The sequence below is a fragment of the Rathayibacter sp. AY1D1 genome (assembly GCF_002932635.1).
In the GTDB taxonomy this organism is placed as follows: domain Bacteria; phylum Actinomycetota; class Actinomycetes; order Actinomycetales; family Microbacteriaceae; genus Rathayibacter.
On the sequence record NZ_PSVY01000009.1, the window covers coordinates 46,770 to 71,177 of the forward strand.

The window sequence follows — 24,408 nt, forward strand, 5'->3', positions numbered from 1 at the left end:
TGCCTAGTCCTTGATGAGAGCAAAGCCCGCATTGAGAACATGGCCTGCCCCTGTGAACGCGTAATCGTAGGAGTCGCTCATGTTGTAGACGAGCGCGCCTGAAGGCCCGACGCTCGCCGATCGGACAGCGGTTCCTGGAGTGATGCCGACGCTGTGGTTCCTGTATTCGACCGTGAGGCCGGACTTCGTCGAGAGGGAGCCGCTCGGCTCCAGGTGCTCTGATTCGGAGCCTAGTCGAGCGGCGCGTTCACTGGAGGCGGCGATAGGCGTGAGCAAGCCGAAAGATTGCATTGTCGATTCTGCTGTTCGGGTCGCTGTGACGACTCCCGGATCGGCCGTCGCAGGTGTCGCGACCAATGAAGTGAAAGCAAGTACGGTGCCCATGAGCAGCGCTCGAACCGATCTTCTGGTGCCTGGCAAGAACATCTCCTTCTCTCAACGTCATCTTTGACACCAGTCACAATTGCAGGGTTATCGCAGATCATGAATGATCGGGCGGGTTCCAGAAGTCCGATGGCGCGTTCGGAGGACCATTCGCCTAATGGTGTCCTTGGCGGGTCGCTCTCGTCGAGTCCCGCGCGACGGAGGGCGCTCGGTTCAGTTCCGGTGCTCGTCCACCTAGCGCGGGAACGGGTCCGCGTACTCCGCCCAGGCGGCGGGGCCGACCAGCAGCTCCTCGGGGGTGAGCAGGCAGCTCTGCAGGACGGCGGTCAGCCTCCCGGTGTCCAGGCCCGTCCCGAAGAAGGCGAGCTCCTGGCCGAGAGGCGCGTCCTCGTCCCAGCTGAGCAGGCTGGTCGGGTCCAGCGTCAGCACGTCGCCGGCGACCGACCACGAGCCGACCCGGTCGGCGCGCGTCGCCAGGCGCACCAGGCCGCGGGAGCGGAGGATGCGGCCCACCTTCTCCGCCACCAGCTCCCCGTGGACCGCCGTGCTCAGGCGGCCGGGGTGGAAGGGCAGCGGATCGCGGAACACGAACTCCTCGACGGTCGTGCCCGAGGCGCGGCGCCGCGAGGTCCCGTTGAGGGCGCACTGCCAGCCCATCGAGGAGGCGATCGCGTGCGCGCGCCGGGGGTGGAGCCTCCGTGGCGCCGCCGGGAGCTCACCGGCGGGGAGGAGATCGGCGGTGGGGGCGAGTGCTCGCAGGAGGTCGCGGACGAGTGCGGTCCGCTCGGGGTCGCTCTCGGAGAGGGGCTCGGCGAGGGCGACGAGGCTCGAGAACTCCAGGCGGGCGGCGAGGCGCTCCGCCGAGTCGAAGGAGGGGCCCGCGCCGCCGCAGAGCACGCGCAGGATCTCCTCCGTCGACGTCACGGCGACCACGTCGAGGATCGCGATGCGGGTATAGGCGGGATGCCGCTGCGCGCAGAGGTGCTCGAGCACGAGTCCGATCTCGAGCGGGTCGGCCTGGCCATCGAGGGCGACGACCGTGTGACCGCGGTGGCCGTCGTCGGCGTCGGCCGCGAGGCGCCGGTGGAGCTCCTCGGCGAGAGCGGGACCGTCGGCGCCGGGCGGATCGACCTCGAAGGCGATCCGGGACTCGGGCCTGCCGGCGAGGAGCGCGGCGGTCCGCCCGGCGTCCTGGGGGTCGGTCGCGCTGACGAGGGTGACGGCGAGGACGGGGGGTGCGGGGTGGTGGGGCTCCATGGACCGCTACTCTATCGATAACAGTTCTCATTAACGACAGGAGCATCCGTGAAGGTCCGCAACTCCCTCAGGTCGATGAAGGCGCAGCCCGGCTCGCAGGTGGTCCGCCGCCGGGGCCGCGTCTTCGTGATCAACAAGCTGAACCCGCGCTTCAAGGCCCGTCAGGGCTGAGCGCCGACGGGAGGGTGCGAGCCCTCCCGTCGCGCACGGCCTCAGTGCTCGTCGTAGTGGCCGGCGTGAGCGGCGTGCTTGTGGCCGTCGTGGACGAAGTCCACGTGGTCGTCGTGCTGCACGGTCTCGTGCCCGCAGGCGTCGCCGTGCTCGTGGTCGGCGGTCGAGTGCTCGGCCTCCGACTCGTGCTCGTCGTAGTGGTCGCCGTGCAGGGCGTGGTGGTGCGTGCCGTGGACGTAGTCGACGTGGTCCTCGTGCTGCACGGCCGGGTGGCCGCAGCCCTCGCCGTGCTCGTGCTCGGTGACGGGGTGCTCGGCGTGGAGATCGGTGGTGCTCATGGTGCTGCCTTTCTGGATGCGGGGGCCGCGGACGCGACGGGCTCCAGTCGACCAGATCCATAAACGCATTGCAATGGATGCGCCTAATCGAGAGCGATCATCGTTCCCGACAGGGACGGAGGTCACCCCTCCAGGGCGTGCCGGACAGCGTCGTCGACGATGTGCGTGACGTGGGTGTCGGCGACGGAGTAGTGCGCCTCGCGGCCCACGCGCTCGACCGCGACCAGCCCGGCGGTGCGGAGCATCCGCAGGTGCTGCGAGACCAGCGGCTGCGAGAGCCCGGTCACCTCGGCCAGCCGCCCGACCGTCGACGTCTCCTCGGCGAGGGCCCGGAGCAGGCGCAGCCGGGAGGAGGAGGACAGCACCTTGAAGAGCTCGGCGGCGGGTTCGAGGTCCTCGGTCATCTGCTCATGTAAGCAGAGGTGCATGCGCCGTGTCCGCGCGGCGCCCCGCGCGCCTCCGGCTACCCTCGGTGCGATGGACGAGGACAGGTACGGACAGGACGTGCTCGCCGGCGACTGGCGCGCCCGCGGCAGGGTCGAGGTGGCGGTGGTCGAGGCCGAGCGCGATCTGGTGGTCGAGGAGGTCGCCTCCGGCTTCGTGGGTGCCGTGCTCGGCGTGGAGCTGCGGATGGTGCGGCTGGAGGACCGGTTCGGCAAGGTCCGCGTGTTCCCGCTGGGGCCCGGGTTCCTCCTCGAGGGGAAGCCCGTGTCGCTGAAGGCGCCCGGGCTGAAGCGCGACGCCGGCCTCGGTCGCGCGCGCTCCGCCTCCGGCTCCTTCCACGTCGCCGACGCGAAGGCGCGGGTCGCCCTGCCCAGCCGCATCTACGTCGAGGGTCGGCACGACGCCGAGCTGGTCGAGAAGGTCTGGGGCCACGACCTGCGGGTCGAGGGCGTCGTCGTCGAGTACATCGAGGGCGTCGACAACCTCGACGAGCTGGTGCGCGGGTTCCGGCCCGGTCCGGGGCGCCGCATCGGCGTGCTCGTCGACCACCTGGTGCGCGGCTCGAAGGAGTCGCGGATCGCCGAGCAGGTCGCCGCCGGTCCGCACGGCGCCCACGTCCTCGTCGTCGGCCACCCCTACATCGACGTCTGGCAGGCCGTGAAGCCCGGCCGGATCGGCCTGGAGCGCTGGCCCGAGATCCCGCGCGGAACCGAGTGGAAGCACGGGATCTGCGAGGCGCTCGGCTGGCCGCACGAGGAGCAGGCCGACATCGCGCGCGCCTGGCAGCGCATCCTCGGCCGGGTGCGCACCTTCCAGGACCTGGAGCCGGCGCTGCTGGGCCGGGTCGAGCAGCTCATCGACTTCGTGACGGAGCCCGCATGACCCGGCACGCGGGGCTCGGCCTCGGCCTCGACGCCGTGCTCGTCCTGGTCTTCGTGCTGATCGGCCGCGGGAGCCACGACGAGGGGTCGGCGCTGATCGGCCTGCTCACCACGCTCTGGCCGTTCCTGGCGGCGCTCCTGCTCGGCTGGGTCGTCACGCGCTCGTGGCGCTCCCCGGACCGGATCGTGCCCGCCGGGCTCGTCGTCTGGGCGGTGACCGTCGCGGGCGGGATGCTCCTGCGGATCGCCTCCGGGCAGGGCGTGCAGTGGAGCTTCGTGATCGTGACGGCCGTCGTGCTGGCCGTGTTCCTCCTCGGCCGCCGCGCTCTGACGCGGCTGATCGCCCGCCGGCGCTAGGCGGACCGGCAGCTCAGCCCACCCGCACCCCGAAGTGCTCCGCGAACAGCGGCAGCAGCAGGCTGAGCTGCAGCTCGGAGAGGGTGGCGCCGCGGAGGCCGTCCAGCCCGGTGAGCACGTGCAGCTCGGCGCCGCGCAGATCGAGGTGCTCGATCCGGGCCCGGGAGAGATCGAGGGAGCGGACGTCGCAGTCGACCAGGCGCAGCCGCGTGCCGGTCGCACCCGCCAGGTCGAGCTCGTCGATCGTGCAGCGCTCGAGCAGCACGTCGCGCACCGCGGCTCCGCGGAGGTTCAGGTAGCCGAGCTTGCAGTCGGCCACGCGCACCTGCTCCCAGGTGCTCTCGTAGAGCTCGGCCGAGCCCAGCCGCGAGGCGAGCAGCTCGACGGATCGGAGCCGGCTCCGCGGCGCCGAGAGCCCGGGGACGTCCAGCCGCTCGAGCCGCGACTCCGCGATCGACGCGGCCCGCAGCTGGGCGCCGTCCAGGACCACTCCCTCCAGCGCGCACTCGCTGAAGGAGGCCGCGGTGAGATCGGCGCCGGTGAGGTCGGTGCCGGCGAAGCGCAGCCCTTCGGCGTGCTCCCGGGCGCCCGTGTCCCCGGCGTACCCCTCGGCGAGGCCGTCGAGGAGGAGGGGGTCGAGCCGGGGAGGAGCGGTCGCGTCGCGCACGCGGCGAGCCTAGTGCTGGCACCATGGCGGCATGCCCCGCCTGCTCGCCGTGTGCCGCGTCGCCCGCCTCCTGCCCGACTCCGGCACGGTCGGCGTGACCGCGATCGACAAGCGGCCGGTCGAGGGTCCCGTCGGAGTGCGCGACCTGGGCCTCTACGGCGACGTGCAGGCCGATCGCGCGCACCACGGCGGCCTCGACAAGGCGCTCTACGCCTACTCCGACGAGGACGCGCTCTGGTGGGCGGAGCGCCTGGGGCGGCCGGTTGCCGCGGGGATGTTCGGCGAGAACCTGCGGATCGCGGGCCTCGACGTGAGCGGAGCCGCGATCGGCGAGCGCTGGCGGATCGGCGAGGCGGTCGAGGTCGAGGTGACGATGCCGCGGACGCCGTGCGCGACGTTCCAGCGGGCCCTCGGAGAGCCGCAGTGGGTGAAGCGCTTCGCCGACGAGGGGCGCACCGGCGCGTACCTGCGGGTGCTGCACCGCGGATCGGTGGAGGCGGGCGACGCCGTCGAGGTCCTGAGCCGGCCCGGGCACGGCGTCCCGGTCGACCGCTGGTACCGCGAGCACAGCCCGGCGGACGCGCAGGCGCTCCTCGAGGCGGAGGAGGCGGGCGCGTTCCGGCCGGCTCCGGCGCTGCGGGCGTCGATCGAGCGGGCGCTCGCCTGACCCGGTCTACTCCCCGCGCGCCTCGCGCTTGAGGCGGCGCTTGACCGCTCGCTCCGTGAGCACCGTCAGGTAGTCCTGCACGGGCCGGTCCTGCAGGTCCGCGAGCTCCTCGCGCACGAGCGGCGCGACCTGCTCCTCGGAGTGGTCGGGGAACTTCTTGCGCACGTTCGCGGTCACGTCGCGCACCACCTGGTCGAGATCGAAGTCGGTCGTCATGCGGAGATCCTGGCCCCTCCAGGTGAACAGGAGGGGCGCGGAGCCCACGGCCCCGCGCCCCTCCTCGGTGCCGATGGTCAGCTCGCGGCGACGGCGATCTCGTTCGGCGTGACGTCGAGCTCGCCCGTGGCGACGACCTCTCCCGTGGTGAGGTCGACGGCGTGGATGCTGTCGGCGGGCGGGTCGGTCACGTAGGCGATGTCCCCGGCGACCGTGATCGCGGGGTGCGGGTCCTGCCACTCGACCGGGCTCTCCCAGGCGTCGACGACGGGGTAGGAGGCGGTCAGCTCGCCGGTCTCGGGGTCGAGGACGTGGATCGCGCCGTCCGAGGCGATCATGTACGCCAGGTCGTCGGGGCCGCGGGCGACGCCGCGGAAGGTGTACTCGACGCCCTCGGGCAGGTCGACGACGTCGAGGGTCTTCGCCTCGGTGTCGATCAGCGCCACGCGGTGCAGGAGGTAGCCCTCGGCGTCGCGGTCGTCCTTGTAGTCGCCGACGATGATCGGGCTGGTCTCGCTGACCCAGGCGTTGCCCATGCGGCCGTACGGCTGGTCCGGAGCCTCGAGCTTCGTGATCTCGCCGCCGTCGTAGACCAGGGCGCCGTTCTCGCAGCCGAAGACGACGACCTCGTTCTCGGCCGTGCCCTCTCCGTGGACTCCGGGGCACTGGTCGTTCGTGGCCGTCACGGCGCCGGAGGCGTCGCGCACCTCGATGCCGGTGCGCCCGTCGGCATCACCGACCGTGGTGAGGAAGGTGCCGTCCTCGAGGACGATCGAGACGCCGTGGTGCGCCTCGACTCCCGGGATGGTCTCGGTCTCGGGCATCCCGTCCGAGGACGCCAGGTCGGCGGTCTCGAGGACGGTCGTGTCGCTCGTGCCGTCGGCGTAGAGGACGGTCTTCCCGGCGTGCCGGACGACGTGGCCCGGGGTGTCCGCGGGGAAGACGATGTCCGTCAGCTCCGGCTCGCCGCCGGTGCCGGCGGCGGTGTCGAGGAGCTGGAACCCCTCGCTCATGGTGACCATGACGTGGCGGTCGTCGCCGGCGGGGTTGAGGCGGGTGAACTCCTCGGAGTCCATGTCCGCGACGGTCTCGAGGGTCTCGCCGTCGAGGACGAGGATGCCGCCCTCGTAGGCGACGGCGACGCGGGCGCCGGCGGCCGCCGCGGCCTCGGTGGCCGGTGCGGTGGACGCCGAGGACTCGGCGGCCGGGGTCGAGCTCGACGAGCAGGCCGCGAGGACCGTGATCGAGCAGGCGGCGATCAGGCCGAGGCCCGCCCGCCGGACGTGGGGATTCTGCATGGGTGCTTCTTCTTCCTGGTGGTGGATCGGAGGGCTCACGGGGAGAGCCCGGTGGCGATGCGCTGCGTGTTGACGCGCATCATGGCGAGGTAGTCGGGAGCGCCGCCCTCGGGCCCCGTCAGGGACTCCGTGAACAGCTCGACCACCTTCACGCGGATGTCGGCCTCGCTCGCGAGCGCCTGGACCAGGCGGTCGGGAGACGAGGACTCCGCGAAGATCGTGGGGACGCCGGTCTGCTCGACCGCGTCGACGAGATCGGCGAGGTCGGAGGCGGACGGCGCCGCGAGGGTCGTGCCTCCCGGGATGACGGCGCCGACGACGTCGAAGTCGAAGCGGTCGGCGAGGTACCCGAAGACGTGGTGGTTGGTGACGAGGGCGCGGCGCTCGGCGGGGATCGCGGCGAACGCCGCGGCCATCTCGGAGTCGAGCCGCTCGAGCTCGGCGCGGTAGCCGGCCGTCCGGTCCCGGACGGCGGCCGGATCGACGCCGTCGAGCGCGGCGAGCACGGGCCCGAGGGAGTCGACGACGTCGATCATCCGGCCGGGGTCCGTCCAGAAGTGCGAGTCCGGGCTCCCCTCCGCGTCGCCCTCGCTGTAGTCGAGGACGTCGACGGCGTCGCCGGCGACGAACGCGGGGACGTCCTCACCGGAGGCCTCGTCGAGGTGCTGCTGCAGGCCCTCCTCGAGTCCGAGCCCGTTCGAGACGACGAGGTCGGCGGAGCGCAGGCGCGCCGCCTCCTGCGCCGAGATCTCGAAGGAGTGCGGGTCGGCGTCGGGCTTCATCAGCGTGACGACCTGCGCCTCGTCGCCGACGAGCTCGCCCACGACGTCGCCGAGGATGTTGGTGGAGACGATGACGAGGGGCCTCTCGTCCTCCTCCGCGGACGTGCAGCCCGACAGGAGCAGGACCGCCGCGGCGGACGCGAGGGCCCAGCGGCGCCTCATCGGCCCGTCTCCGCCGTGAAGGCCGGCTCGGTGGCGGTCTCGAAGGTGCGGGCGAGGCGCGCGCCGTCCGCGTAGTCGATCTCGTGCAGCTTCCGCTCGGCGGGTGCGCTGAGGTAGGCCCGCTGCTGGTCGGCGATCAGGACGGGCCGCGAGCCGTCCGCGGTCGTGTCGGCGACGAGGGGCGCGGTCTCGGCGAGGACCGCGCCGTCGGAGCCGTCGAGCACCAGCACGCGGCCGTCGGCGGCGAGGGCGAGGACGGTCTCGTCCGCGTCGTCCACCGCGGTGACCTGCGCCAGCGGGGCGGGAGAGGGGAGGAGGCTCCAGGAGCGCTCCCGGGTGTCGAGGAGCCAGATGCCCGCGTCCCCGGCGAGGCCGGCGACCGTGGGGCGGCCCTCACGGTTGTCGAAGGAGGCGGCGGGTGGCGCGGTGGTGCCGGCGGGGTAGGGGATCCGCTCGACGATGAGCTCCTCGTCCTCGATCGACGCCAGGAGTGCGCCGTCGGAGCAGCCGATGACGGCGCCGACGCGGGTGGTGATCGTCCCGGCGGGGTCGGGGCAGGCCTCGCGGAGGCCCGTCGGCTCGCCGTCCGAGTCGTAGCCGGCGACGGCCGCTCCGGATCCGGACCCCTCGGTCACCAGTGCGGACGAGCCGACGGGCACGACCATCCCGGGTCCGGGCTCGACGTCCTTCCGGAACCGCTCGACGATCGCGCCCTTCGACAGCGCCTCGGTGTCGAGGAGGACCGCCTCGCCGGAGTCGGGGAAGAAGAGTCCGGTTCCGCCGGTGGTCGAGAGGTTCGTCGTGGCGACGACGGCCGTCCCGGAGCCCTCGACCGTGCCGATCAGGCGGGGGTCCGCGCGGTAGTAGTGGAAGTGGTCCACGTGGTCCCAGGTCCACACGCCGCTGTCGACGATCTCGACGCCCGCATCGGTCTGGGCGAAGAGGTAGCGGCCGTCGGTCGTCATCGCGCTCGGTGCGCCGATGGTGCCGAGGCCGGTGACCGTCTCGTCGAGGAGGTCGAGGTGCGACACGGCGCCCGACGGGTCGATCGACGTCAGCCCCAGGCGCGGCTCGGCGAGCTCGGCGGCGTTCGCGACGGCGCCGTGGCCGGAGCCCGTGTCGTCCGCGGCCGGCGCGGAGGCATCGGTCGAGCAGGCGGCCAGGCCCAGCGCGAGAGCGCCCAGGAGGACGGTGGAGGCGGTGGTTCGGGAGTGCACGGAGTCCTTTCGAGGGTGAGCGGGGGAGGAGCGGTGCCGGCAGGGCCTCATGCGGCGACCGGCTGAGGGCCCGACCGGGACGCGAGGGCCGACGCGGCCGAGCGGACCGCCCAGGACACCGCGGCGACCGCGATGGCCGTGCCGGCGACCGAGGCGCCCGCGGCCGTGGCCGCGTGCCAGGAGACGAGCAGGCCGACGAGCACGGAGGCCGCGCCGAGGATCGACGCGAGCAGCATCCGGGTCGGGATGCGCGTGGTCCAGTGACCGGCGGCCACCGCGGGAGCCAGCAGGAGCCCGACGACGAGGAGCGAGCCGACCGCCTGGTAGGAGGCGACGACGGCGAGGGTCACCAGGCCGACCAGCGCGGCCTGAGCCGAGCGCGGACCGAGGCCGAGCACCGCGGCGATGCGCGGATCCAGCGCCAGGGCGACGAGCGGGCGGTGGAAGGCCGCTGCGACGAGGAGGCCGACTCCGGCGGCGGCGGCGAGCAGCCCGATGTCGACGGGAGTGATCGCGAGGATGTCGCCGAAGAGGATCGAGGTCGCGTCCGTGGCGAAGCTGCCCGAGTGCGAGATCACGATGACCCCCAGCGCCAGCATGGCGACGAAGAGCAGGCCGATGCTGGTGTCGTAGGACAGTCGTCCGCGCCGCTGCAGGGCCGCGATGCCGAGGCTCATCAGCACCGCGCTGGCTGCGCCGCCCACGAGGACGGGCGCGCCGAGCACCGTCGCGAGGGCGACGCCGGGGAGCATCCCGTGGGCGAGCGCCTCGCCGAGGAAGGCCATCCCGCGGAGGACCACCCAGGTGCCGACGACGCCGCAGAGGACCGCGACGAGGACGCCGCCGAGGAGGGCGCGCTGGAGGAAGTCGAGAGCGAACGGCTCGAGGATTCCGGCGAGGAGGCTGGGCATGGTGCCCGACCGTACACGATAATGAGAACAGTTATCACTCCTGTACGCTCGTCGGGATGGACGTCTCACCCCTGCCCGAGCCCCCGGTCCGCCTCCGAGGCGCTCACGTCGACTTCGGCTCCCGCCGCGCTCTCGCGGGGGTCGATCTCGACGTCGCCGCGCGCTCGCTGACCGTGATCGCCGGGCCGAACGGCGCCGGCAAGTCGACGCTCCTGGAGGTGATCGCGGGAGTGCGTCCACTGACGTCCGGCACGCGGGACGTCACCGGAGCGATCGCCTTCGTGCCGCAGCGGGCGTCGATCCCGGACCGCCTCCCGGTGACGGTGCGCGACGTGGTCGCGGTGGGCACCTGGGGTCGGCTCGGCCGCCTCCGCCGCAGCGACGCGCGCGCGGCGGACGCGATCGCCACCGCGCTCGAGCGGATGGAGATCGCCGCGCTCGCCCGGGAGCCCTTCGCGGTGCTCTCCGGCGGTCAGCGGCAGCGGGCGCTCCTCGCCCAGGGGCTCGCCCGCGGGGCCGGCCTGCTGCTCCTGGACGAGCCCACCACCGGCCTCGACTCGGCGAGTGCGGAGCGGATCCGGTCGGTCCTGCGCGCGGAGGCGGACCGCGGCGCGACGGTGGTCTGCGTCTCGCACGACCCCGCCGTGCTGGCCGACGCCGACCGCGTCGTCGGACTCGTCGACGGGGCCCTCGCTCCGGCGGACCGATCCGTCACCCGCGGCCCGTGAGGCGGGGGCGCACGGGCCGTCCGTGACGGATCGCACCCGAGCGACGGCCCACGGGCTGGGAGGATGGGGGGATGACCTCGACGCTGCTCGACCGGATGCCGACGCCCGACGCGGACGGGCGCGTCGACGACGACGCGGTCTACCTGGCCTTCACCGAGTGGGCGGAGTCGCGCGGCCTCCCGCTCTACCCGGCGCAGGACGAGTCCATGCTCGAGATCGCCTCCGGCTCCAACCTGATCCTCTCGACGCCCACCGGCACCGGGAAGTCGCTCGTCGCGATCGGCGCGCACGCCGCGGCGCTCGCCTCCGGACGCCGCAGCTTCTACACGGCGCCGATCAAGGCGCTCGTCTCCGAGAAGTTCTTCGCGCTGGTCGACGTCTTCGGCGCCTCCAACGTCGGGATGGTCACCGGCGACTCCTCGGTGAACGCCGACGCGCCGATCATCTGCTGCACGGCCGAGATCCTCGCGAACCTCGCGCTCCGGCACGGCGAGGACACCCCGGTCGACCAGGTCGTGATGGACGAGTTCCACTTCTACGCGGACCCGGCGCGCGGCTGGGCCTGGCAGGTGCCGCTGCTCACCCTCCCGCACGTGCAGTTCGTGCTGATGTCGGCCACCCTCGGCGACGTGACAGCGCTCGCCGCCGACCTCAGCCGCCGCACGGGCCGGGAGACCGCCCGGGTCACCGGCGTGGAGCGCCCGGTGCCGCTGCACTACTTCTACGAGATCGCGCCGATCCACGACTCCATCGAGGAGCTGCTCTCGACGAACCAGTCGCCGGTCTACGTCGTGCACTTCTCGCAGGCGGCCGCTCTCGAGCGTGCGCAGGCGCTCACCAGCGCGAACATCGCCACCCGCGAGCACCGCGACCGCATCGCCGAGGTGATCGGCGGCTTCCGCTTCACCACCGCGTTCGGCAAGACCCTCTCCCGGCTGCTCCGGCTGGGGATCGGCGTGCACCACGCGGGCATGCTGCCGAAGTACCGCCGCCTGGTCGAGCAGCTCGCCCAGCAGGGCATGCTGCGCGTGATCTGCGGCACGGACACCCTCGGCGTCGGCATCAACGTCCCCATCCGCACCGTGCTGCTCACCGCGCTGACCAAGTACGACGGCACCCGGACCCGCCAGCTCTCGGCCCGCGAGTTCCACCAGATCGCCGGCCGCGCCGGCCGCGCCGGGTACGACACCGCCGGGACCGTGGTCGTGCAGGCCCCCGAGCACGAGTCCGAGAACCGGAAGGCTCTCGACAAGATGGGCGACGACCCGAAGAAGCGGAGGAAGTGGGTCGCCAAGCGCGCACCGCAGGGCTTCGTCAGCTGGGGGGAGCCGAGCTTCCGCAAGCTCGTCGACGCCGAGCCCGAGACGCTGACCTCGCACATGACGATCACCTCGGCGATGCTGCTGAACGTGATCGCCCGCGGCGGCGACGCCTACGCGAACGTGCACGCCCTGATCTTCGACAACCATGAGCCGTGGAAGCGGCAGCTGCAGCTGGCCCGCCGGGCGCTCGGCATCTACCGGACGCTGCGGGAGGCGGGAGTGGTCGAGCAGAGCGTCGGCGCCGACGGCGTGACCCGCATCCGCCTGACCGTCGACCTGCAGCCGAACTTCGCGCTCAACCAGCCGCTCTCGCCGTTCGCGCTGGCCGTGTTCGACGTTCTCGACCCGGAGTCGCCGAGCTTCGCGCTCGACGTGATCTCGGTGCTCGAGGCGACCCTCGACGACCCGCGCCCGATCCTGGGGGCCCAGCAGTTCCAGGCCCGCGGCGAGGCCGTCGCCGCGATGAAGGCCGAGGGGATCGAGTACGAGGAGCGGATGGAGCTGCTCGAGTCCGTCACGCACCCCAAGCCGCTCGAGGAGCTCCTCGAGGCGACCTTCGAGACCTACACCGCCGCGCAGCCGTGGGTGAAGGACTTCGAGCTCTCGCCGAAGTCGGTCGTGCGCGACATGTACGAGCGGGCGATGTCCTTCGGCGAGTACACCGCGTTCTACAAGCTCTCCCGCTCGGAGGGACTGGTGCTGCGCTACCTGTCCGACGCGTTCCGCGCGGCCCGGCAGACCATCCCCGACGAGCTGAAGAACGAGGAGCTGCACGACCTGATCGAGTGGCTGGGCGAGCTCGTGCGCCAGGTCGACTCCTCGCTGGTCGACGAGTGGGAGGAGCTGGTCAATCCGGCGCTCCACGCGGCCGACCAGGCGATCGTGCCGCCCGCTCCGCGCCGCCTCACCGCGAACCACCGCGCCTTCCGCGTGCTGGTGCGCAACGAGATGTTCCGCCGGGTGACCCTCGCCGCCCTCGACGACCACGAGGCGCTCGGCGAGCTCGACGCCGCCGCCGGCTTCGACGCCGACGCGTGGGGTGCCGCGCTGGACGACTACTACGACGAGCACGACAGCATCGGCATCGGGCCCGACGCCCGGGGGCCGAAGATGCTGCTCGTCACGGAGGAGCCGACGCAGTGGCTCGTGCGGCAGATCCTCGACGATCCGGCCGGCGACCACGACTGGGGGATCTCGGCGACCGTCGACCTCGCCGAGTCGGACGAGCAGGGTGCGGCCGTCGTCCGCGTCACCTCGGTCGGCCGCCTGGACTGATCAGCGGCCGCGCTTCTCCCGGCGCTGCATCTCGGCGGCGATGTCCGCCTCGGTGATCTCCTTGCGGGCGGGACCCCAGATCGACGCGGCCTGGCCGACGACGCCGATCCCGATCCCGATCATCGGCCAGATCGGCCAGAAGTAGCCGTCGGCCCCTGTGCCGACCCAGACGGCGGTCGTGATCGCCGAGACGCTCGCCCATCCGCCGACCGATCCCAGGAAGTCGCGGCGCCGCTTGACCTCGCGCACGGCGAGCGCGCGCTCGGCGTCCTCGACGCGGGCGGTCTCCACCTCTTCGCCGGAGGCGGCCGCCGGGACGACCTCCGCGGACCGGTCTCGCCGGGCGGACGGGTCCGGAGTTCCCCACTCGTTCGTCATGCGGCCAGCCTACGCACGGGCCGTCGGCAGCGGTACGCGGGCTTCAGGCGGCGGTACGCGGGCTCAGGGGGCGGCCGCCTGCTCCGGCTGGCAGTGCGGGCACCACCAGGTGCGGCGCTGCTCGGGGTCGTCGCGGACCTCGTCGCGGACGAGCACCGTCGTGCCGCAGCGCAGGCACGGGCGCCCGGCGCGCCCCGCGACCCAGTGCCGCTCGCCGCGGCGGGTGTCACCGGTGGTGGTCTGGAATATCCCCGGGATCGTGACGGAGGCGCGGAGGCCTCTCGCCGCGGTCGCCACGAGGGCGCGGATGTCGAGGGAGCCGATCGGCCGCCAGGGCCAGACCCCGCGGAGGAAGCAGACCTCGTTGGCCCAGAGGTTGCCGAGACCCGCGAGGCAGCGCTGGTCGAGGAGTGCGGCGACGACGGGCCGGTCCGGGAGGCGGGAGAGGCGCCGGACGGCCTCGTCGGCGTCCCAGTCCGCGCGGAGCGGGTCGGGCCCGAGGTGCCCGACGGCGCGCGGCTCGTCGCGGGTGGCGAGGAGCTCGACGACCGGGAGGTCGATGCCCCACACGGTCGAGTCGTCGTCGAGGCGGAGGCGGACGCGGACGTCCTTCTGCACCGAGCGGGGGACCGCTCGGCCGGGAGCGGTCACGGTCCAGGAGCCCTGCATCCGCAGGTGGGTGTGCAGGGTCGTTCCGCCGGAGAAGCGGGTGAGGAGGTGCTTGCCGTGGGTGTCGTGCTCGAGGATCCTCAGCCCGGCGAGGGAGGTGCCGGCCGCGTCCCCGGAGCGCAGCTCGCCCTCGAGGACGGTGCGACCGTCCGCCGCCCGCCTGAGGCGGGCGGCGAGACGGTGCACACTGTCTCCCTCGGGCATCCCCGAACTCTAGGAGCCGGAGCTCGTCGAGGTCAGGGGTCGCGCGGGATCAGGCGCCGCGGTACGCCTGCTTGTAGACGCGCTCGGTGCCGTCGGGCGCGGTGACCTCGATGGTCGCCGTGCCGGCCTTGATGGGCGTGAAGACGGTCACGGTCTTGACTGTGAACGACTGGCCGGGCTTGACCGTCTTCTTCGTCTTGCTGCCGTACGCCGTCGTGATCTCGATCGAGACCGTCTCGTCGCCGTTGTTCACCGCCGACACCGTCAGCGTCCGCACGACGGCGAGGCGCTTGGTGGAGGCGGTGGTCGCGACGTCGATGACCGTGACGGGCTCGGGCTCCGGGTCCGTCCGGGTCTCGGGCAGGTCGAGGCCGACGACGACCGGGTCGTGGTCGCTGGAGCGGTACGCCGAGGTGTCGTAGAAGATCGTCGCGTTGTAGTCGTAGCGGCTGTACTCCAGTGCCACGGACTCGCCGCTGTTGATGTTCCAGGTGTCGACCCCGGTGACCGTCCTGTCGGCCGCGGGCGAGGCGAAGACGTGGTCCAGCGAGCCGACCGCGCCGTCGAACGAGTACGAGTACTTGCCGTCCTTCGCACCCTGGTCGATGTAGCCGGCGTCGGTGATCACCTTCACCGGGTCCTCCTTCGAGTAGGCGTTGAAGTCGCCCAGCAGGTAGACGAGCTCGGTGGCCTTCTCGGTGCGGAGGCGGTCGGCGAACGCGACGAGCGCGGTGGCCTGGTTGACGCGGGAGGCGTTCGAGGCGCCCTGGCCGTCGCCCTGATCCGCGTCGACTCCGGAGCCGGAGCCCTTCGACTTGAAGTGGTTCACGATCGCGACGAACTCGCTGGCGCTGTCGCCGATCAGGCGGAACTCCTGGGCGAGGGGCTTGCGGGCGTTGGAGAAGGCGACGCCGTCGTTCAGGATGACGGACTCGCCGACCGGCTCGATGACGGCCTTCTTGTAGATGAACGCGGTGCGGATGACGTCCTCGTTCGCCAGCGCGGGGAGGGCGGCGGGTGAGGGCACGTACGCCCACAGCTCCGAGCCGGCGGCGGTGTTCAGCGCGGCGGTCAGCGTGGCGAGGGCCTCGTCGCGCGGCTTGCCGAACTTGGCCGAGTTCTCGATCTCCTCGAGCGAGACGACGCCGGCGCCGAGGCTGTTGATCGCGGTGACGATCTTGGCCTGCTGGCGCTCGAGGTCGTCCGCGTTCGCGGCGCCGCGGGCGTCGCAGCCGCTGTTGACCGTGACGGGGTCGCCGTCGCGGTCGGTGTAGAAGGTGCAGCCGGTGATCGAGTCGCCCGTGGTGGAGAAGTAGTTCAGCACGTTGAAGGACGCGATCGAGAGGTCGCCGCCGACGGCCTCGGGCTTCGCGGTCCGGGTGTTCGCGAAGGTCGCGGGCTGCACGTCGCCGGCGTTCTCGACGGTCAGCTGCGTGGTGGGCTGGAAGGCCCAGCCGCCGTTGCGGTAGTCGAGGACGACGGGGCGGGTGAAGGTCGCCGGAGCACCCACGCGGATCGGCGCGGTGGTGGTGAGGTAGGGCAGCGGGATCGCCTTGTTCGCGGCGGCGCCGAGGAAGTTGATCGAGGCGCCGTCGTCGAGGGTGATCGCGCGGGCGGCGTTGTCGGCGACGACGGCCGCGAGCTCCGGCGAGCCGGGGCGGGCGACCTCGGTCGGCGTGAGCAGCGGGGACGTGCCGGCGGCGAGGCCGACCGAGCCGAAGCTGTTCAGGTCGAAGGTGTCGGTGACCGTGTAGGCGCCCTGCGGAGCGATCAGCATGCTCTCGAGTACCTCGCGCTCGGCGGCGGTGCGGGGGAGCGCGACAGCGGCCGGGACCGGCGCTGCGGCGGCGTCGTCGAGCTTCACGACGGTCGCGGCCGAGGTCGGGGTGAGCTCGGTCAGGCCGTTGTACTCGCTCACCTCGCCGGTGATGCGCAGGTGGTCGCCGATCGCGACCGACCCGACGGAGGCGGAGGAGAAGACGAAGACGGCGTCGGAGGCCGTGCGCGAGCTCTCGCCGCCGGTGCCGGGGGTCTGGATGACGTAGCCGTTGTAGCCGCCGGACGGGTAGCGCGCGGTGACGACGCCGGAGGTGGTGACGGTGCTGCCGACGAGCGGCGACGCGTCGCCGGTGCCCTGGATCTCCGCGATGGAGACGGCCGGGATCTCGGCCGGCGGGGTGGTCGGGGGAGTGGTCGGCGGGGTGGTCGTCGGCGGCGTCGTGGGCTCGGGCTCGGATCCTCCGCCCGCGGCCTGCGGGGTCGGTGCGCCGAGCGCGAAGTCGGCCGAGTTGACGTCGGTGTCGCCGGTGGCGGTGTCTGCGCGGGCGATCGTCTGGGTGAGCGAGGGGACCGTGGCGACGGACGACTCGAAGGTGTTCGAGGTGCCGTAGCCGACGAGGTCGATCACCGCGTCCGGCTGGGCGGCGGCGCCGGTGGGCGGCGCCACGAGCGCCGAGGTCCCGTCGACGAGGAAGAGGGTGCCGCCCGCGGCGGCCATGTTGAGGCCGTTCGCGCTCTGGTCGGGCGTCGGCAGGGCCGCGCCGTTGGTGCCGTTGCTGGCGCCGGCGAGCAGGAAGTGGCCGCCGGCGGGCACCGAGCCGGTGAGCGGCACGGTCGTGGTGGGGTTCGCGGTGCCGGTCGCCGAGCGGTACTGGATCGAGAGGCCGCCGAGGGCGATCTCGGCGGCGGTGGGGTTGTAGAGCTCCACGTAGCGGTTGCTGAACGCGGCGCCGGCGGAGCCTCCGCGGGCGAAGACCTCGCTGATGACGAGCTCGTCGCCCGAGGGCGCGGCCGCGGCGGAGGTCGCGACCAGCGGAGCGGCCGCCAGGGCCAGTCCGGTCAGGGCCGCCAGGCCGAGCCCGCGCCTCCGGCGGCGGTCGGGCGGAGTGGGAGAGTCGGGCATGGTGGTCCTCTCGATCGCCGCTCGGAAGAGCGGTCGCAGCGTCGTCGCCGCGCGGCGCGGCCGGCGCACCCCCGAAAGGGGCACGCATGGTCACGCTATGCAGTGCGGGTGCCCGGCCTGTGAACCGGACGTTTCATGAACGTAAACTCATCCACCGACATCGGGGCGCGCGGGTGCCGCTCGCGGCGCGTTCGCGGCTTCGCGGGCCACACTCGTCGGATGATCTCCTTCGAGCTGGCCCGTGCCCTGCGCACGGCGGGCGTGCGCTGGACGCCCCGCACCGGTGACCGCTTCCGCATCGAGCGGGAGGGCTTCGACGGCGACGTCTTCACCGTCAGCGACATGACCATCGAGGCGCACGAGTACCCGAGCGGGACCGTCCTCGGCTTCAACGGCACCACGGAATGGGCGCTCGACTCCGTCTCCCTGGAGGACTCGCTCTGGCTGCCGCGGGAGGACCAGCTGCGCGAGCTCCTCCGCGGGACCTTCCGCTCCCTCCGTCGCCTCGCCGAGCCGGAGACGCGGTTCGCCGTCGAGGTCGAGCTCGGCGGCCGGGCGCGGACCTTCGAGGACGCGGCGGCCGAGAACGCCTACGCGGAGGCGCTGCTCGCGCTGGTCAGCTCGGTCGCGGTCGACCTCGACGACGTGCACGAGCTGGACGCGGCCGACGAGCCCGACCGGGCGGCCGAGCGGGCCGGAGGCTCCGTCTGACCCCGACCCGCCGCATCCGGCGGGACTAGGACGCCGCCTTCTCCGCCGCAGCGGTCTTCTTCGGGGTCCGCTTCTTCGCAGGCGCGTCGGCGCCCTTCTCCGTGTCGGCTCTCTTCGCCGCGGGCTTCTTCTTCGCGGCGGTCGTCGCCGGAGCCTTCGCCGCCTTCTTCGCGGCCTTCTTCTCGGCGGGGGCCTCCTCCGCCGGCGTCCCCTTCGCCCCGCGGCTGCGCTCGACCGAGCGCTTGAGCGCCTCCATCAGGTCGAGCACCTCGCCGCCGCCCTCCTCCTCCGGCGCCTCGCCGAAGGTCGCGGCGGTGTCGAGGGCGTCGCCCTGCTCGATCTTGGCGTCGATCAGCGTGCGCAGCTCCTCCTGGTACGCGTCGTGGAACTTCGCGGCGTCGAAGTCCTCGGAGTAGGAGTCGACCAGGTGCGCCGACATCTCGAGCTCGCGCGCCGCGATCCGGGTGCTGCCCTCCAGCGACGGGAACTCGACCTCCCGCACCTCGTCCGCCCAGAGCAGGGTCTGCAGCATCAGGAGCTTGCCGCGCACGCGCAGCGCGGCGAGGCGGGTCTTCTGCCGCAGCGCGAACTCGACGATCGCGGTGCGGTCCGTCTGCTCGAGGGTGCGGCGCAGCAGGACGTAGGCCTTGGGGGAGGAGGAGTCGGGCTCCAGGATGTAGGCGCGGTCGAACATGATCGGGTCGACCTGCTCGCTGGGCACGAACTGCACGACGTCGATCTCGCGGTCGCGCTCCTCCGGCAGCGCCTTGAGCTCGTCCTTGGACAGGACCACGGTGCGCTCGCCGTCGTCGTAGGCCTTGTCGATGTGGTCGAAGGTGACGACCTCGCCGCAGATCTCGCACTTGCGCTGATACCGGATCCGTCCGCCGTCCTTGTCGTGGACCTGGTGCAGCGGGATGTCGTGGTCCTCGGTCGCGCTGTAGATCTTCACCGGCACGTTGACCAGGCCGAAGGTGATCGCGCCCTTCCAGATGGCTCGCATGCGCCCAGTGAACACCGTGTCCCCCGGCCGCCGGAAGCCCTGTCGGACGCGAGGGAGCCCCCGACCGTCGAAGGGACCCGCCGCAGCTCGACGGTCCGGGGTCCCCTCAGGGCGGAACGACGGAGCCGTCCGGTCGTCGCGGAGCGACGGCCGGACGGCTCCGGGGCGGTGGCGGCTAGCCGCGCTCGGCGCTCCGGCGGCGCAGCGCGGCGAGCAGGAGCCCGCCGACGCCGCCGGCGATCAGCAGTCCGCCGAGGCCCAGCGGCAGGCCGACGTCGGCGCCCGTCGAGGCCAGGGGCGGGCGGCCGCCGGGGTGCGGCGCCACGGCGGTCGGCGTGCTGCTCGGAGTGGGAGCGGTGGTGGGCGCGGTCGTCGGGGCGACGGTCGGCTGCGCGGTCGGAGCGACGGTCGGCTCGGCGGTCGGGGCCACGGTGGGCTCCGGCGTCGGAGTCGGCGTGGTCGGGTCCTTCTCGGCGTCGATCGCGGAAATATCCGCGGCGAACGAGGCGGTCACGAAGGCGATGGCCTTCGACGTGATGCCGAGCGCCTCCTGGTTGATGTTGTCGATGTCGTCGGCGGCGGAGTGGTAGTTCGGGTCGTGCGTGATGCCGGCGGTGCCGCCGAACAGCGCGACCTCCTCCTCCGTCTTGACGTCGTCAGCGCCGGTGAAGACGCCCGAGGACGGGATGCCGACCGAGATGAAGCCGTCGTAGTCGCTGCGGCCGTCGAACGCGGTGTCGATCCAGGGCTGGTCGATCGAGTCGAAGTAGTCGGTGAACGCCTTCTCGGTCGCGATCGAGCCGGCGGGCACGTCCACGGGTGCCTCGTAGGTGGACTGGTCCGCGTCGTAGACGGAGATCACGTAGTTCGGCGAGGCGACCATGTCGAAGTTCATGTAGGTCGCGATCTTCGAGGCGTCCTCCTCCGTCAGGGAGTCGACGTAGGTGTAGGAGCCGACCAGGCCCACCTCCTCGGCGCCCCACCAGGCGAAGCGGACCGCGTTGGTCGTGTCGCCCGCGGCGGCCAGCTGCACGGCCGTCTCGAGCAGCGTCGCGGATCCGGAGCCGTTGTCGTTGATGCCGGGGCCGGCGGGCACGCTGTCGAGGTGCGCGCCGAGCATGACCACGTTGTCGTGGTCGCCGCCCGGCGTCTCCGTGACGATGTTGAAGGTCTCCACCTCGGTCGTCGTCTGGTCGATGAGGACCGAGACGCTCGCGGGGAGCGACGCCAGCAGCGCCTGCCCCTCGGCCTGCGTGACGCCGACGCCGGGGACGGCGGCCGCGTCCTGTCCGCCGAACGTCCCGTTGAGGGCGTCGCTCGGCGCGTTGTCGTAGATGATGATCGCGGCGGCGCCGGCGGCACCGGCGGCGACCGACTTCTCGAGGAAGCTGCAGGAGCCGCGGCTGACGAGCGCGACCTTCCCGGTGGCGTCGAGGCCGGTCCAGGCGTCCGTGGTGCAGCCGAGCGGATCGACGGGGGCGATGAGCTCGCCGGTCACGCCGCCCTCGGGCGTCGACGGAGTGAACTCCATCGGCGTGCCGACGGCGCCGGTGCCGGTGGTCAGCGTGAACGCGTCGATCGTCTGCGTCGCGGTGGTGAAGTCCTGGCGCTGCGTCGTGTAGCCGGCGTCCGCGAGGACCTTCTCGACGTACGCGCCGCTCAGCTCGTAGCCCGGAGTGCCGATCGCGCGGGTGCCGCCGTTGGCGTCCGCGATCGCCTGAAGCGCCTCCAGGTGGGTCATGATGCCGTCGACCGTGACGGTGTCGGCGAAGTCGACCGGCTCGACGGCGCTCGCCGTCGGCGCGAAGGCGAAGCCGGCGACGAGGGCGCCCGCTCCGATCATCGCGCTCGAGCCGATCAGCGAGCGGCGTCGGCGGCCGCTCGGGGTGTTCGTGGTGGTTCGCGCCACTGGGGCTCCCTCTCCTCGAGAACGGGCCGCCGCGTCGGCGGCCCCGACGCGCACCTCCCGAAGACTGGGAGGGGATCGCGTCCTCTGCGAGGGTATTCACAGGAAACGGTGCGGCCCAGTCCCCCCTGCCAGATTTCATCCGGACGAAACACGGACCGGGCCGGCGGGTCGGTCAGGCCGTCGCCGGGCTCTCGGCCCACTCGCGGAGCATCGCGAGCGTCTCCTCCGGACGGTCGCGGTGGGGGCTGTGACCTGCGCCCGCCACGACCGCGTACCGGATGCGCGGATTCGCGCGCAGCACCAGGGCGGCGAGGGAGGGAGGGAGCAGCGTCTCGACCTGCGGGTCGCCGGCCAGCACGAGGACCGGCGGGCGGAGGCCCGGCAGGTCCGCCAGCAGGTCCCACGGGTTGTTGTCGTCGATCGTCGCGGCGACCGCGGCCGGATCGGCGGCCCGCACCGCGGCGAGCTTCTCGGCCCGGTCCCGCTCGTCCCAGAGCGGCTGCGCGACAGCGAGCTCCTCGGCCGAGACCGCGAGACCGGCGAGCTCGCCCGCGCGGACGGCGGCCCGCTGCTCCGGGGCGAGCCGGAGCACCGGGTCCAGCAGCGCCAGGCGCCCCGCCCAGCCGGAGTCGCGGGCGGCGGCGCGCACCGCGACCGCTCCGCCGAGCGAGTGCCCGACGACGAGGTCGAACGGTCCCCGCGCGAGGGCGTCGTCGGCGTAGGCGTCGTGGCGGGAGGAGCCGCCGCGCGGCCCGTCGCCGTGTCCGCGCAGGTCGGGAGCGGAGACGCTCCAGCCCGCCGCGGTCAGCTCGCGGCTCAGCCGCCACCAGGTGCGGCCCGAGCCGCCCAGGCCGTGCAGGAGCAGGACCCTGCCCGCCGTCATCGCCGGAGCCTCAGTCGAAGCGCGGGTCGCGCCCGGTGCGCTCACCGGTCGCGAGCCCGGCGATCGCGGCGAGGTCCTCGTCGTCGAGGGCGAAGCCGAAGACGTCCAGGTTCTCGCGGATCCGCTCCGGCGTCACCGACTTCGGGATCACGACGACGCCGAGCTGCACGTGCCAGCGCAGCACCGCCTGCGCCGGCGAGACGCCGTGCTTCGCGGCGACGCGGGCCAGGGCCGGCTCGTCGAGGAGGCGCCCGCGGGCCAGCGGCGACCACGCCTCGGTGACGATCCCGTGGGCGGCGTCGAAGGTGCGCAGCTCCTCCTGGGGCAGCCGCGGGTGCAGCTCGACCTGGTTGATCGCCGGCACCACTCCCGTCTCGTCGAGCAGGCGCTGCACGTGCTCCTCGGCGAAGTTCGAGACGCCGATCGAGCGGGCCCGCCCCTCGCTCTGCAGGCGCTCGAGGGCGCGGTAGGTGTCGACGTAGCGGTCGCGCGAGGGGATCGGCCAGTGCACGAGGTAGAGGTCGACGTAGTCGGTGCCGAGCAGCTCGAGGCTCCGGTCGAAGGCGGCGAGCGTCTCGTCGAAGCCGTGGTCGTCGTTCCAGACCTTGGTCGTCACGAAGACCTGCTCGCGGGGGAGGCCGCTCGCGCGGATCCCCTCGCCGACTCCGCGCTCGTTGCCGTAGAGGGTGGCGGTGTCGACGTGCCGGTAGCCGGCCTCCAGGGCGACGGCGACCGTGCGGGCCGCCTCCTCGTCGCCGATCTTGTAGACGCCGAGCCCGAGCTGGGGGATCGCGCGGCCGTCGTTGAGGGGGATCAGGGGGACGCTCATGCCTCCCATGCTGGCACGCGCCTCAGACGCTCCAGTCGAGCTCGCCGTGCGGTCCCACGTGCACGTCGTCCTCGATCAGCGCCGCGAGACCGGCCACCCCGAAGAGGAGGCGCCGCTCGGCGCGCTCCGCGTCGCTGCGCTCGTCGATGCCGCGCGCGGCGAAGTGCACGTCGTGGCCCGCCTGCAGGCCCTCGACGCCGAGCCGGCCGCGGAGCGCGCGCACGGGGCGCCGGCCGATGCCGAGTCCGCGCCAGAGGGAGCCCGTCTCGAGGACCACCGCCGTCTCGGAGGCGACGACCCCGTGCTGCTCGCGGTGCGCGGTGAGCTGCCACCCGTAGCCGAGGTGGTGCAGGCGGGTCGAGTGCGGGCCGCGCCAGGCGTGCGAGGACTCCTCGCGGCGGAAGTAGACGGGACTCGGGCGGAAGGACCCCTGCCAGAGCGCGGCGGCGAGCTCGGTGCACCACTCCGGGGTCTCCGGATCGGACCAGGGGTCGAGGAGGTCGGTCCGGGCGGCGGCGCGCCGGTGCTCGCGCACCAGCTCCTCCGCGTCCTCCCGCAGTCCCATGCCGCCCCCTCGCCGTCGTGGCCTTCACCCTAGGGTGCCCGACAGGCGCCGGACAACCGGGGTGGCGGCCTAGGAGGGCAGCGTGACCGGCTCGGTGTCGGGCAGCGGGCTGGCGTCGCGCCCGCGGAGATCCGGGTGGTACCGGCGGCCGAGCAGGGGCACCAGGAAGCCGACCAGGGCGAAGGCCGCGGCGACGACGATGGCGGCGGTCGGCCCGGCCTGGTCGATCTGCACGCCGGCGATCGCGGAGCCCAGCGCCGCGCCGATCAGCTGACCGGTGCCGACCCAGCCGTAGGCCTCCGCCGTGTCCGAGAAGCGCACGCTCGAGGCGGTGATCGCGAACAGCGCCGCGAGAGCGGGGGCGATGCCGATGCCGGCGAGGAACAGCGTGACGCACAGCCACCAGAAGTCGGTCGAGACCGCCGCCAGGCCCATGCCGACCGTGACGATCAGCATCCGCCGCGCGGTCGCCCACCGGCTGATCGGGATGTGGCCGAGGGCGAGGCCGCCGACCAGGGAGCCCGCCGCGAACACGGCGAGCACGACGCCCGACTCGACTCCGCCCTCGCCGAACACCGCGACGACGCCCGCCTCGACCGCCGAGCAGGCGCCGATCAGGAGGAAGCCGACGACCGTGGCCAGCAGCACCGGGGGCTTCGTGAGCACCACGCCGAGGCGGCGCTTCGAGCGCGGGATGCGGACGCGGCCCACCTCGGGCGAGGCGATGAACCAGATCCCGCCGCCGATCAGGAACGCGGCGGCGGTCAGGATGCCCGCGACCGTCGACACCTGGATCGACACGAGCGTCGCCAGCACCGGGCCGAGCACCCAGATGATCTCCTGCGCGGAGGCGTCGAGCGAGAAGAGCGGGGTCAGCTGCGAGCTGGTGACCATCTTGGGGTAGATGGTCCGCACGGCCGGCTGCACCGGCGGCATGCTCAGGCCGGCGATGAATCCGATCACGACGAACTGCCACACCTCGAGCGGGAGCACGGCCATCGCGATGATCGCGCCCGCGCAGACCACGAGGGTGATCGTCAGCACGCGGCGCATCCCGAGCCGCCCCATCAGGCGGCTGGTCAGCGGCCCGGCGATGGCCTGCCCGATCGACATCGAGCCGAGCACCAGGCCGGCGGCGGCGTAGGAGTGGTGCACCCGCTCCACGTGCAGGAGGAACGCCAGCGAGAGCATCCCGAACGGGAAGCGCGCGGTCAGCTGCGCGAGGATGATGCGCCCCACCCCGGGGGTCTTCAGGAGATCGGTGTAGCTGCCCACCGG

General features: G+C 72.9%; 26 protein-coding genes. 7 read left to right on the forward strand and 19 right to left on the reverse strand.

Features of this window, described 5'->3' with window-relative positions; all coding sequences use genetic code 11:
• Positions 1-3 precede the first annotated feature (3 nt).
• Together C5C56_RS17495 and C5C56_RS08450 are read right to left on the reverse strand one after the other, a co-directional pair.
• Positions 4-420, reverse strand: a complete 417-nt coding sequence (locus C5C56_RS17495; protein WP_146086462.1) for a hypothetical protein — start codon at positions 418-420, stop codon at positions 4-6.
• A 198-nt stretch (positions 421-618) separates the two neighbouring features.
• Complete coding sequence (locus C5C56_RS08450) at positions 619-1,641, reverse strand: GTP-binding protein (protein ID WP_104319392.1); 1,023 nt, start codon at positions 1,639-1,641, stop codon at positions 619-621.
• 48 nt (positions 1,642-1,689) lie between these two features.
• Here C5C56_RS08450 and ykgO point away from each other — a divergent pair, with 48 nt between their 5' ends.
• Positions 1,690-1,812, forward strand: a complete 123-nt coding sequence (gene ykgO, locus C5C56_RS08455; protein ID WP_104226896.1) for a type B 50S ribosomal protein L36 — start codon at positions 1,690-1,692, stop codon at positions 1,810-1,812.
• A 41-nt stretch (positions 1,813-1,853) separates the two neighbouring features.
• On the opposite strand, the gene C5C56_RS18285 is transcribed toward ykgO, so the two are convergent.
• Both C5C56_RS18285 and C5C56_RS08465 read right to left on the reverse strand, forming a co-directional pair.
• Positions 1,854-2,150: a hypothetical protein gene (locus tag C5C56_RS18285; protein ID WP_104222233.1), complete on the reverse strand. Its 297-nt coding sequence runs from the start codon at positions 2,148-2,150 to the stop codon at positions 1,854-1,856.
• Between the two features lie 122 nt (positions 2,151-2,272).
• Entirely contained in the window at positions 2,273-2,554 is a 282-nt protein-coding gene (locus tag C5C56_RS08465) for a helix-turn-helix transcriptional regulator (RefSeq protein WP_104222235.1), read from the reverse strand.
• Between the two features lie 73 nt (positions 2,555-2,627).
• On the opposite strand from C5C56_RS08465, the gene C5C56_RS08470 reads away from it, so the two are divergent.
• Complete coding sequence (locus C5C56_RS08470) at positions 2,628-3,476, forward strand: DUF3097 domain-containing protein (RefSeq protein WP_104319393.1); 849 nt, start codon at positions 2,628-2,630, stop codon at positions 3,474-3,476.
• A complete protein-coding gene (locus tag C5C56_RS08475) occupies positions 3,473-3,832 on the forward strand; it encodes a DUF3054 domain-containing protein (RefSeq protein WP_104319394.1) in 360 nt (119 codons plus the stop codon). Before C5C56_RS08470 ends, C5C56_RS08475 begins: the two co-directional genes overlap by 4 nt.
• A 13-nt stretch (positions 3,833-3,845) precedes the next feature.
• Here C5C56_RS08475 and C5C56_RS08480 read toward each other — a convergent pair whose 3' ends face one another.
• Entirely contained in the window at positions 3,846-4,499 is a 654-nt protein-coding gene (locus tag C5C56_RS08480; RefSeq protein ID WP_104237705.1) for a pentapeptide repeat-containing protein, read from the reverse strand.
• A 31-nt stretch (positions 4,500-4,530) separates the two neighbouring features.
• Here C5C56_RS08480 and C5C56_RS08485 point away from each other — a divergent pair, with 31 nt between their 5' ends.
• Positions 4,531-5,166 (forward strand): MOSC domain-containing protein, encoded by a 636-nt coding sequence (locus C5C56_RS08485; RefSeq protein WP_104260339.1) that lies wholly within the window; start codon positions 4,531-4,533, stop codon positions 5,164-5,166.
• A 6-nt stretch (positions 5,167-5,172) separates the two neighbouring features.
• Here C5C56_RS08485 and C5C56_RS08490 read toward each other — a convergent pair whose 3' ends face one another.
• From C5C56_RS08490 to aztB, 5 genes are all read right to left on the reverse strand, one after another.
• Positions 5,173-5,382, reverse strand: coding sequence for a three-helix bundle dimerization domain-containing protein (locus tag C5C56_RS08490; protein ID WP_104262881.1), 210 nt, complete (start codon positions 5,380-5,382; stop codon positions 5,173-5,175).
• Between the two features lie 77 nt (positions 5,383-5,459).
• Complete coding sequence (gene aztD, locus C5C56_RS08495) at positions 5,460-6,680, reverse strand: zinc metallochaperone AztD (RefSeq protein ID WP_104319395.1); 1,221 nt, start codon at positions 6,678-6,680, stop codon at positions 5,460-5,462.
• 35 nt (positions 6,681-6,715) lie between these two features.
• Complete coding sequence (gene aztC, locus C5C56_RS08500) at positions 6,716-7,624, reverse strand: zinc ABC transporter substrate-binding protein AztC (RefSeq protein ID WP_104319396.1); 909 nt, start codon at positions 7,622-7,624, stop codon at positions 6,716-6,718.
• Positions 7,621-8,841, reverse strand: a complete 1,221-nt coding sequence (locus C5C56_RS08505; RefSeq protein WP_104250618.1) for an ABC transporter — start codon at positions 8,839-8,841, stop codon at positions 7,621-7,623. Before C5C56_RS08505 ends, aztC begins: the two co-directional genes overlap by 4 nt.
• Positions 8,842-8,888: 47 nt before the next feature.
• Positions 8,889-9,752, reverse strand: coding sequence for a zinc ABC transporter permease AztB (gene aztB / locus C5C56_RS08510; protein WP_104283876.1), 864 nt, complete (start codon positions 9,750-9,752; stop codon positions 8,889-8,891).
• A 56-nt stretch (positions 9,753-9,808) separates the two neighbouring features.
• Between aztB and aztA the strand changes: the two genes are divergently transcribed.
• A complete protein-coding gene (gene aztA / locus C5C56_RS08515) occupies positions 9,809-10,480 on the forward strand; it encodes a zinc ABC transporter ATP-binding protein AztA (RefSeq protein WP_104262877.1) in 672 nt (223 codons plus the stop codon).
• Between the two features lie 71 nt (positions 10,481-10,551).
• Positions 10,552-13,077, forward strand: a complete 2,526-nt coding sequence (locus C5C56_RS08520; protein WP_104247346.1) for an RNA helicase — start codon at positions 10,552-10,554, stop codon at positions 13,075-13,077.
• Here C5C56_RS08520 and C5C56_RS08525 read toward each other — a convergent pair whose 3' ends face one another.
• From C5C56_RS08525 to C5C56_RS08535, 3 genes are all read right to left on the reverse strand, one after another.
• Positions 13,078-13,455 carry a 2TM domain-containing protein gene (locus tag C5C56_RS08525; protein ID WP_104222259.1) on the reverse strand — a complete coding sequence of 126 codons (378 nt, stop codon included), beginning with the start codon at positions 13,453-13,455 and terminating at the stop codon, positions 13,078-13,080.
• Between the two features lie 63 nt (positions 13,456-13,518).
• Positions 13,519-14,328 (reverse strand): DNA-formamidopyrimidine glycosylase family protein, encoded by an 810-nt coding sequence (locus C5C56_RS08530; protein WP_104319397.1) that lies wholly within the window; start codon positions 14,326-14,328, stop codon positions 13,519-13,521.
• Between the two features lie 49 nt (positions 14,329-14,377).
• Positions 14,378-17,230, reverse strand: coding sequence for an ExeM/NucH family extracellular endonuclease (locus C5C56_RS08535; RefSeq protein ID WP_104319398.1), 2,853 nt, complete (start codon positions 17,228-17,230; stop codon positions 14,378-14,380).
• Between the two features lie 219 nt (positions 17,231-17,449).
• Between C5C56_RS08535 and C5C56_RS08540 the strand changes: the two genes are divergently transcribed.
• Positions 17,450-17,941, forward strand: a complete 492-nt coding sequence (locus tag C5C56_RS08540; RefSeq protein WP_308471023.1) for a pilus assembly protein CpaE — start codon at positions 17,450-17,452, stop codon at positions 17,939-17,941.
• A gap of 25 nt (positions 17,942-17,966) precedes the next feature.
• Here the strand turns inward: C5C56_RS08540 and C5C56_RS08545 are convergent, their stop codons facing one another.
• The 6 genes from C5C56_RS08545 to C5C56_RS08570 form a co-directional block, all read right to left on the reverse strand.
• Complete coding sequence (locus C5C56_RS08545) at positions 17,967-18,944, reverse strand: Ku protein (RefSeq protein WP_104319399.1); 978 nt, start codon at positions 18,942-18,944, stop codon at positions 17,967-17,969.
• Positions 18,945-19,119: 175 nt separating this feature from the next.
• Entirely contained in the window at positions 19,120-20,853 is a 1,734-nt protein-coding gene (locus C5C56_RS08550; RefSeq protein WP_104319400.1) for a M28 family peptidase, read from the reverse strand.
• 172 nt (positions 20,854-21,025) lie between these two features.
• Entirely contained in the window at positions 21,026-21,736 is a 711-nt protein-coding gene (locus C5C56_RS08555; protein WP_146086463.1) for an alpha/beta fold hydrolase, read from the reverse strand.
• A 10-nt stretch (positions 21,737-21,746) separates the two neighbouring features.
• Positions 21,747-22,565: an aldo/keto reductase gene (locus C5C56_RS08560; RefSeq protein WP_104260329.1), complete on the reverse strand. Its 819-nt coding sequence runs from the start codon at positions 22,563-22,565 to the stop codon at positions 21,747-21,749.
• Between the two features lie 22 nt (positions 22,566-22,587).
• Positions 22,588-23,130, reverse strand: a complete 543-nt coding sequence (locus C5C56_RS08565) for a hypothetical protein (RefSeq protein WP_104233702.1) — start codon at positions 23,128-23,130, stop codon at positions 22,588-22,590.
• A gap of 69 nt (positions 23,131-23,199) precedes the next feature.
• The gene (locus C5C56_RS08570; protein WP_104226915.1) at positions 23,200-24,405 is read right to left on the reverse strand and encodes an MFS transporter; all 1,206 of its coding nucleotides are present in this window, start codon (positions 24,403-24,405) and stop codon (positions 23,200-23,202) included.
• Positions 24,406-24,408 lie beyond the last annotated feature (3 nt).

What these genes read in the sequence shown, in the direction of transcription:
- C5C56_RS08450 (WP_104319392.1), bottom strand. Translation starts at nt 1,641, where the DNA reads ATGGAGCCCCACCACCCCGCACCCCCCGTCCTCGCCGTCACCCTCGTC.
- C5C56_RS18285 (WP_104222233.1), bottom strand. Translation starts at nt 2,150, where the DNA reads ATGAGCACCACCGATCTCCACGCCGAGCACCCCGTCACCGAGCACGAG.
- C5C56_RS08465 (WP_104222235.1), bottom strand. Translation starts at nt 2,554, where the DNA reads ATGACCGAGGACCTCGAACCCGCCGCCGAGCTCTTCAAGGTGCTGTCC.
- C5C56_RS08470 (WP_104319393.1), top strand. Translation starts at nt 2,628, where the DNA reads ATGGACGAGGACAGGTACGGACAGGACGTGCTCGCCGGCGACTGGCGC.
- C5C56_RS08475 (WP_104319394.1), top strand. Translation starts at nt 3,473, where the DNA reads ATGACCCGGCACGCGGGGCTCGGCCTCGGCCTCGACGCCGTGCTCGTC.
- C5C56_RS08485 (WP_104260339.1), top strand. Translation starts at nt 4,531, where the DNA reads ATGCCCCGCCTGCTCGCCGTGTGCCGCGTCGCCCGCCTCCTGCCCGAC.
- C5C56_RS08490 (WP_104262881.1), bottom strand. Translation starts at nt 5,382, where the DNA reads ATGACGACCGACTTCGATCTCGACCAGGTGGTGCGCGACGTGACCGCG.
- aztD (WP_104319395.1), bottom strand. Translation starts at nt 6,680, where the DNA reads ATGCAGAATCCCCACGTCCGGCGGGCGGGCCTCGGCCTGATCGCCGCC.
- aztC (WP_104319396.1), bottom strand. Translation starts at nt 7,624, where the DNA reads ATGAGGCGCCGCTGGGCCCTCGCGTCCGCCGCGGCGGTCCTGCTCCTG.
- aztB (WP_104283876.1), bottom strand. Translation starts at nt 9,752, where the DNA reads ATGCCCAGCCTCCTCGCCGGAATCCTCGAGCCGTTCGCTCTCGACTTC.
- aztA (WP_104262877.1), top strand. Translation starts at nt 9,809, where the DNA reads ATGGACGTCTCACCCCTGCCCGAGCCCCCGGTCCGCCTCCGAGGCGCT.
- C5C56_RS08520 (WP_104247346.1), top strand. Translation starts at nt 10,552, where the DNA reads ATGACCTCGACGCTGCTCGACCGGATGCCGACGCCCGACGCGGACGGG.
- C5C56_RS08525 (WP_104222259.1), bottom strand. Translation starts at nt 13,455, where the DNA reads ATGACGAACGAGTGGGGAACTCCGGACCCGTCCGCCCGGCGAGACCGG.
- C5C56_RS08530 (WP_104319397.1), bottom strand. Translation starts at nt 14,328, where the DNA reads ATGCCCGAGGGAGACAGTGTGCACCGTCTCGCCGCCCGCCTCAGGCGG.
- C5C56_RS08535 (WP_104319398.1), bottom strand. Translation starts at nt 17,230, where the DNA reads ATGCCCGACTCTCCCACTCCGCCCGACCGCCGCCGGAGGCGCGGGCTC.
- C5C56_RS08540 (WP_308471023.1), top strand. Translation starts at nt 17,450, where the DNA reads ATGATCTCCTTCGAGCTGGCCCGTGCCCTGCGCACGGCGGGCGTGCGC.
- C5C56_RS08545 (WP_104319399.1), bottom strand. Translation starts at nt 18,944, where the DNA reads ATGCGAGCCATCTGGAAGGGCGCGATCACCTTCGGCCTGGTCAACGTG.
- C5C56_RS08555 (WP_146086463.1), bottom strand. Translation starts at nt 21,736, where the DNA reads ATGACGGCGGGCAGGGTCCTGCTCCTGCACGGCCTGGGCGGCTCGGGC.
- C5C56_RS08560 (WP_104260329.1), bottom strand. Translation starts at nt 22,565, where the DNA reads ATGAGCGTCCCCCTGATCCCCCTCAACGACGGCCGCGCGATCCCCCAG.
- C5C56_RS08565 (WP_104233702.1), bottom strand. Translation starts at nt 23,130, where the DNA reads ATGGGACTGCGGGAGGACGCGGAGGAGCTGGTGCGCGAGCACCGGCGC.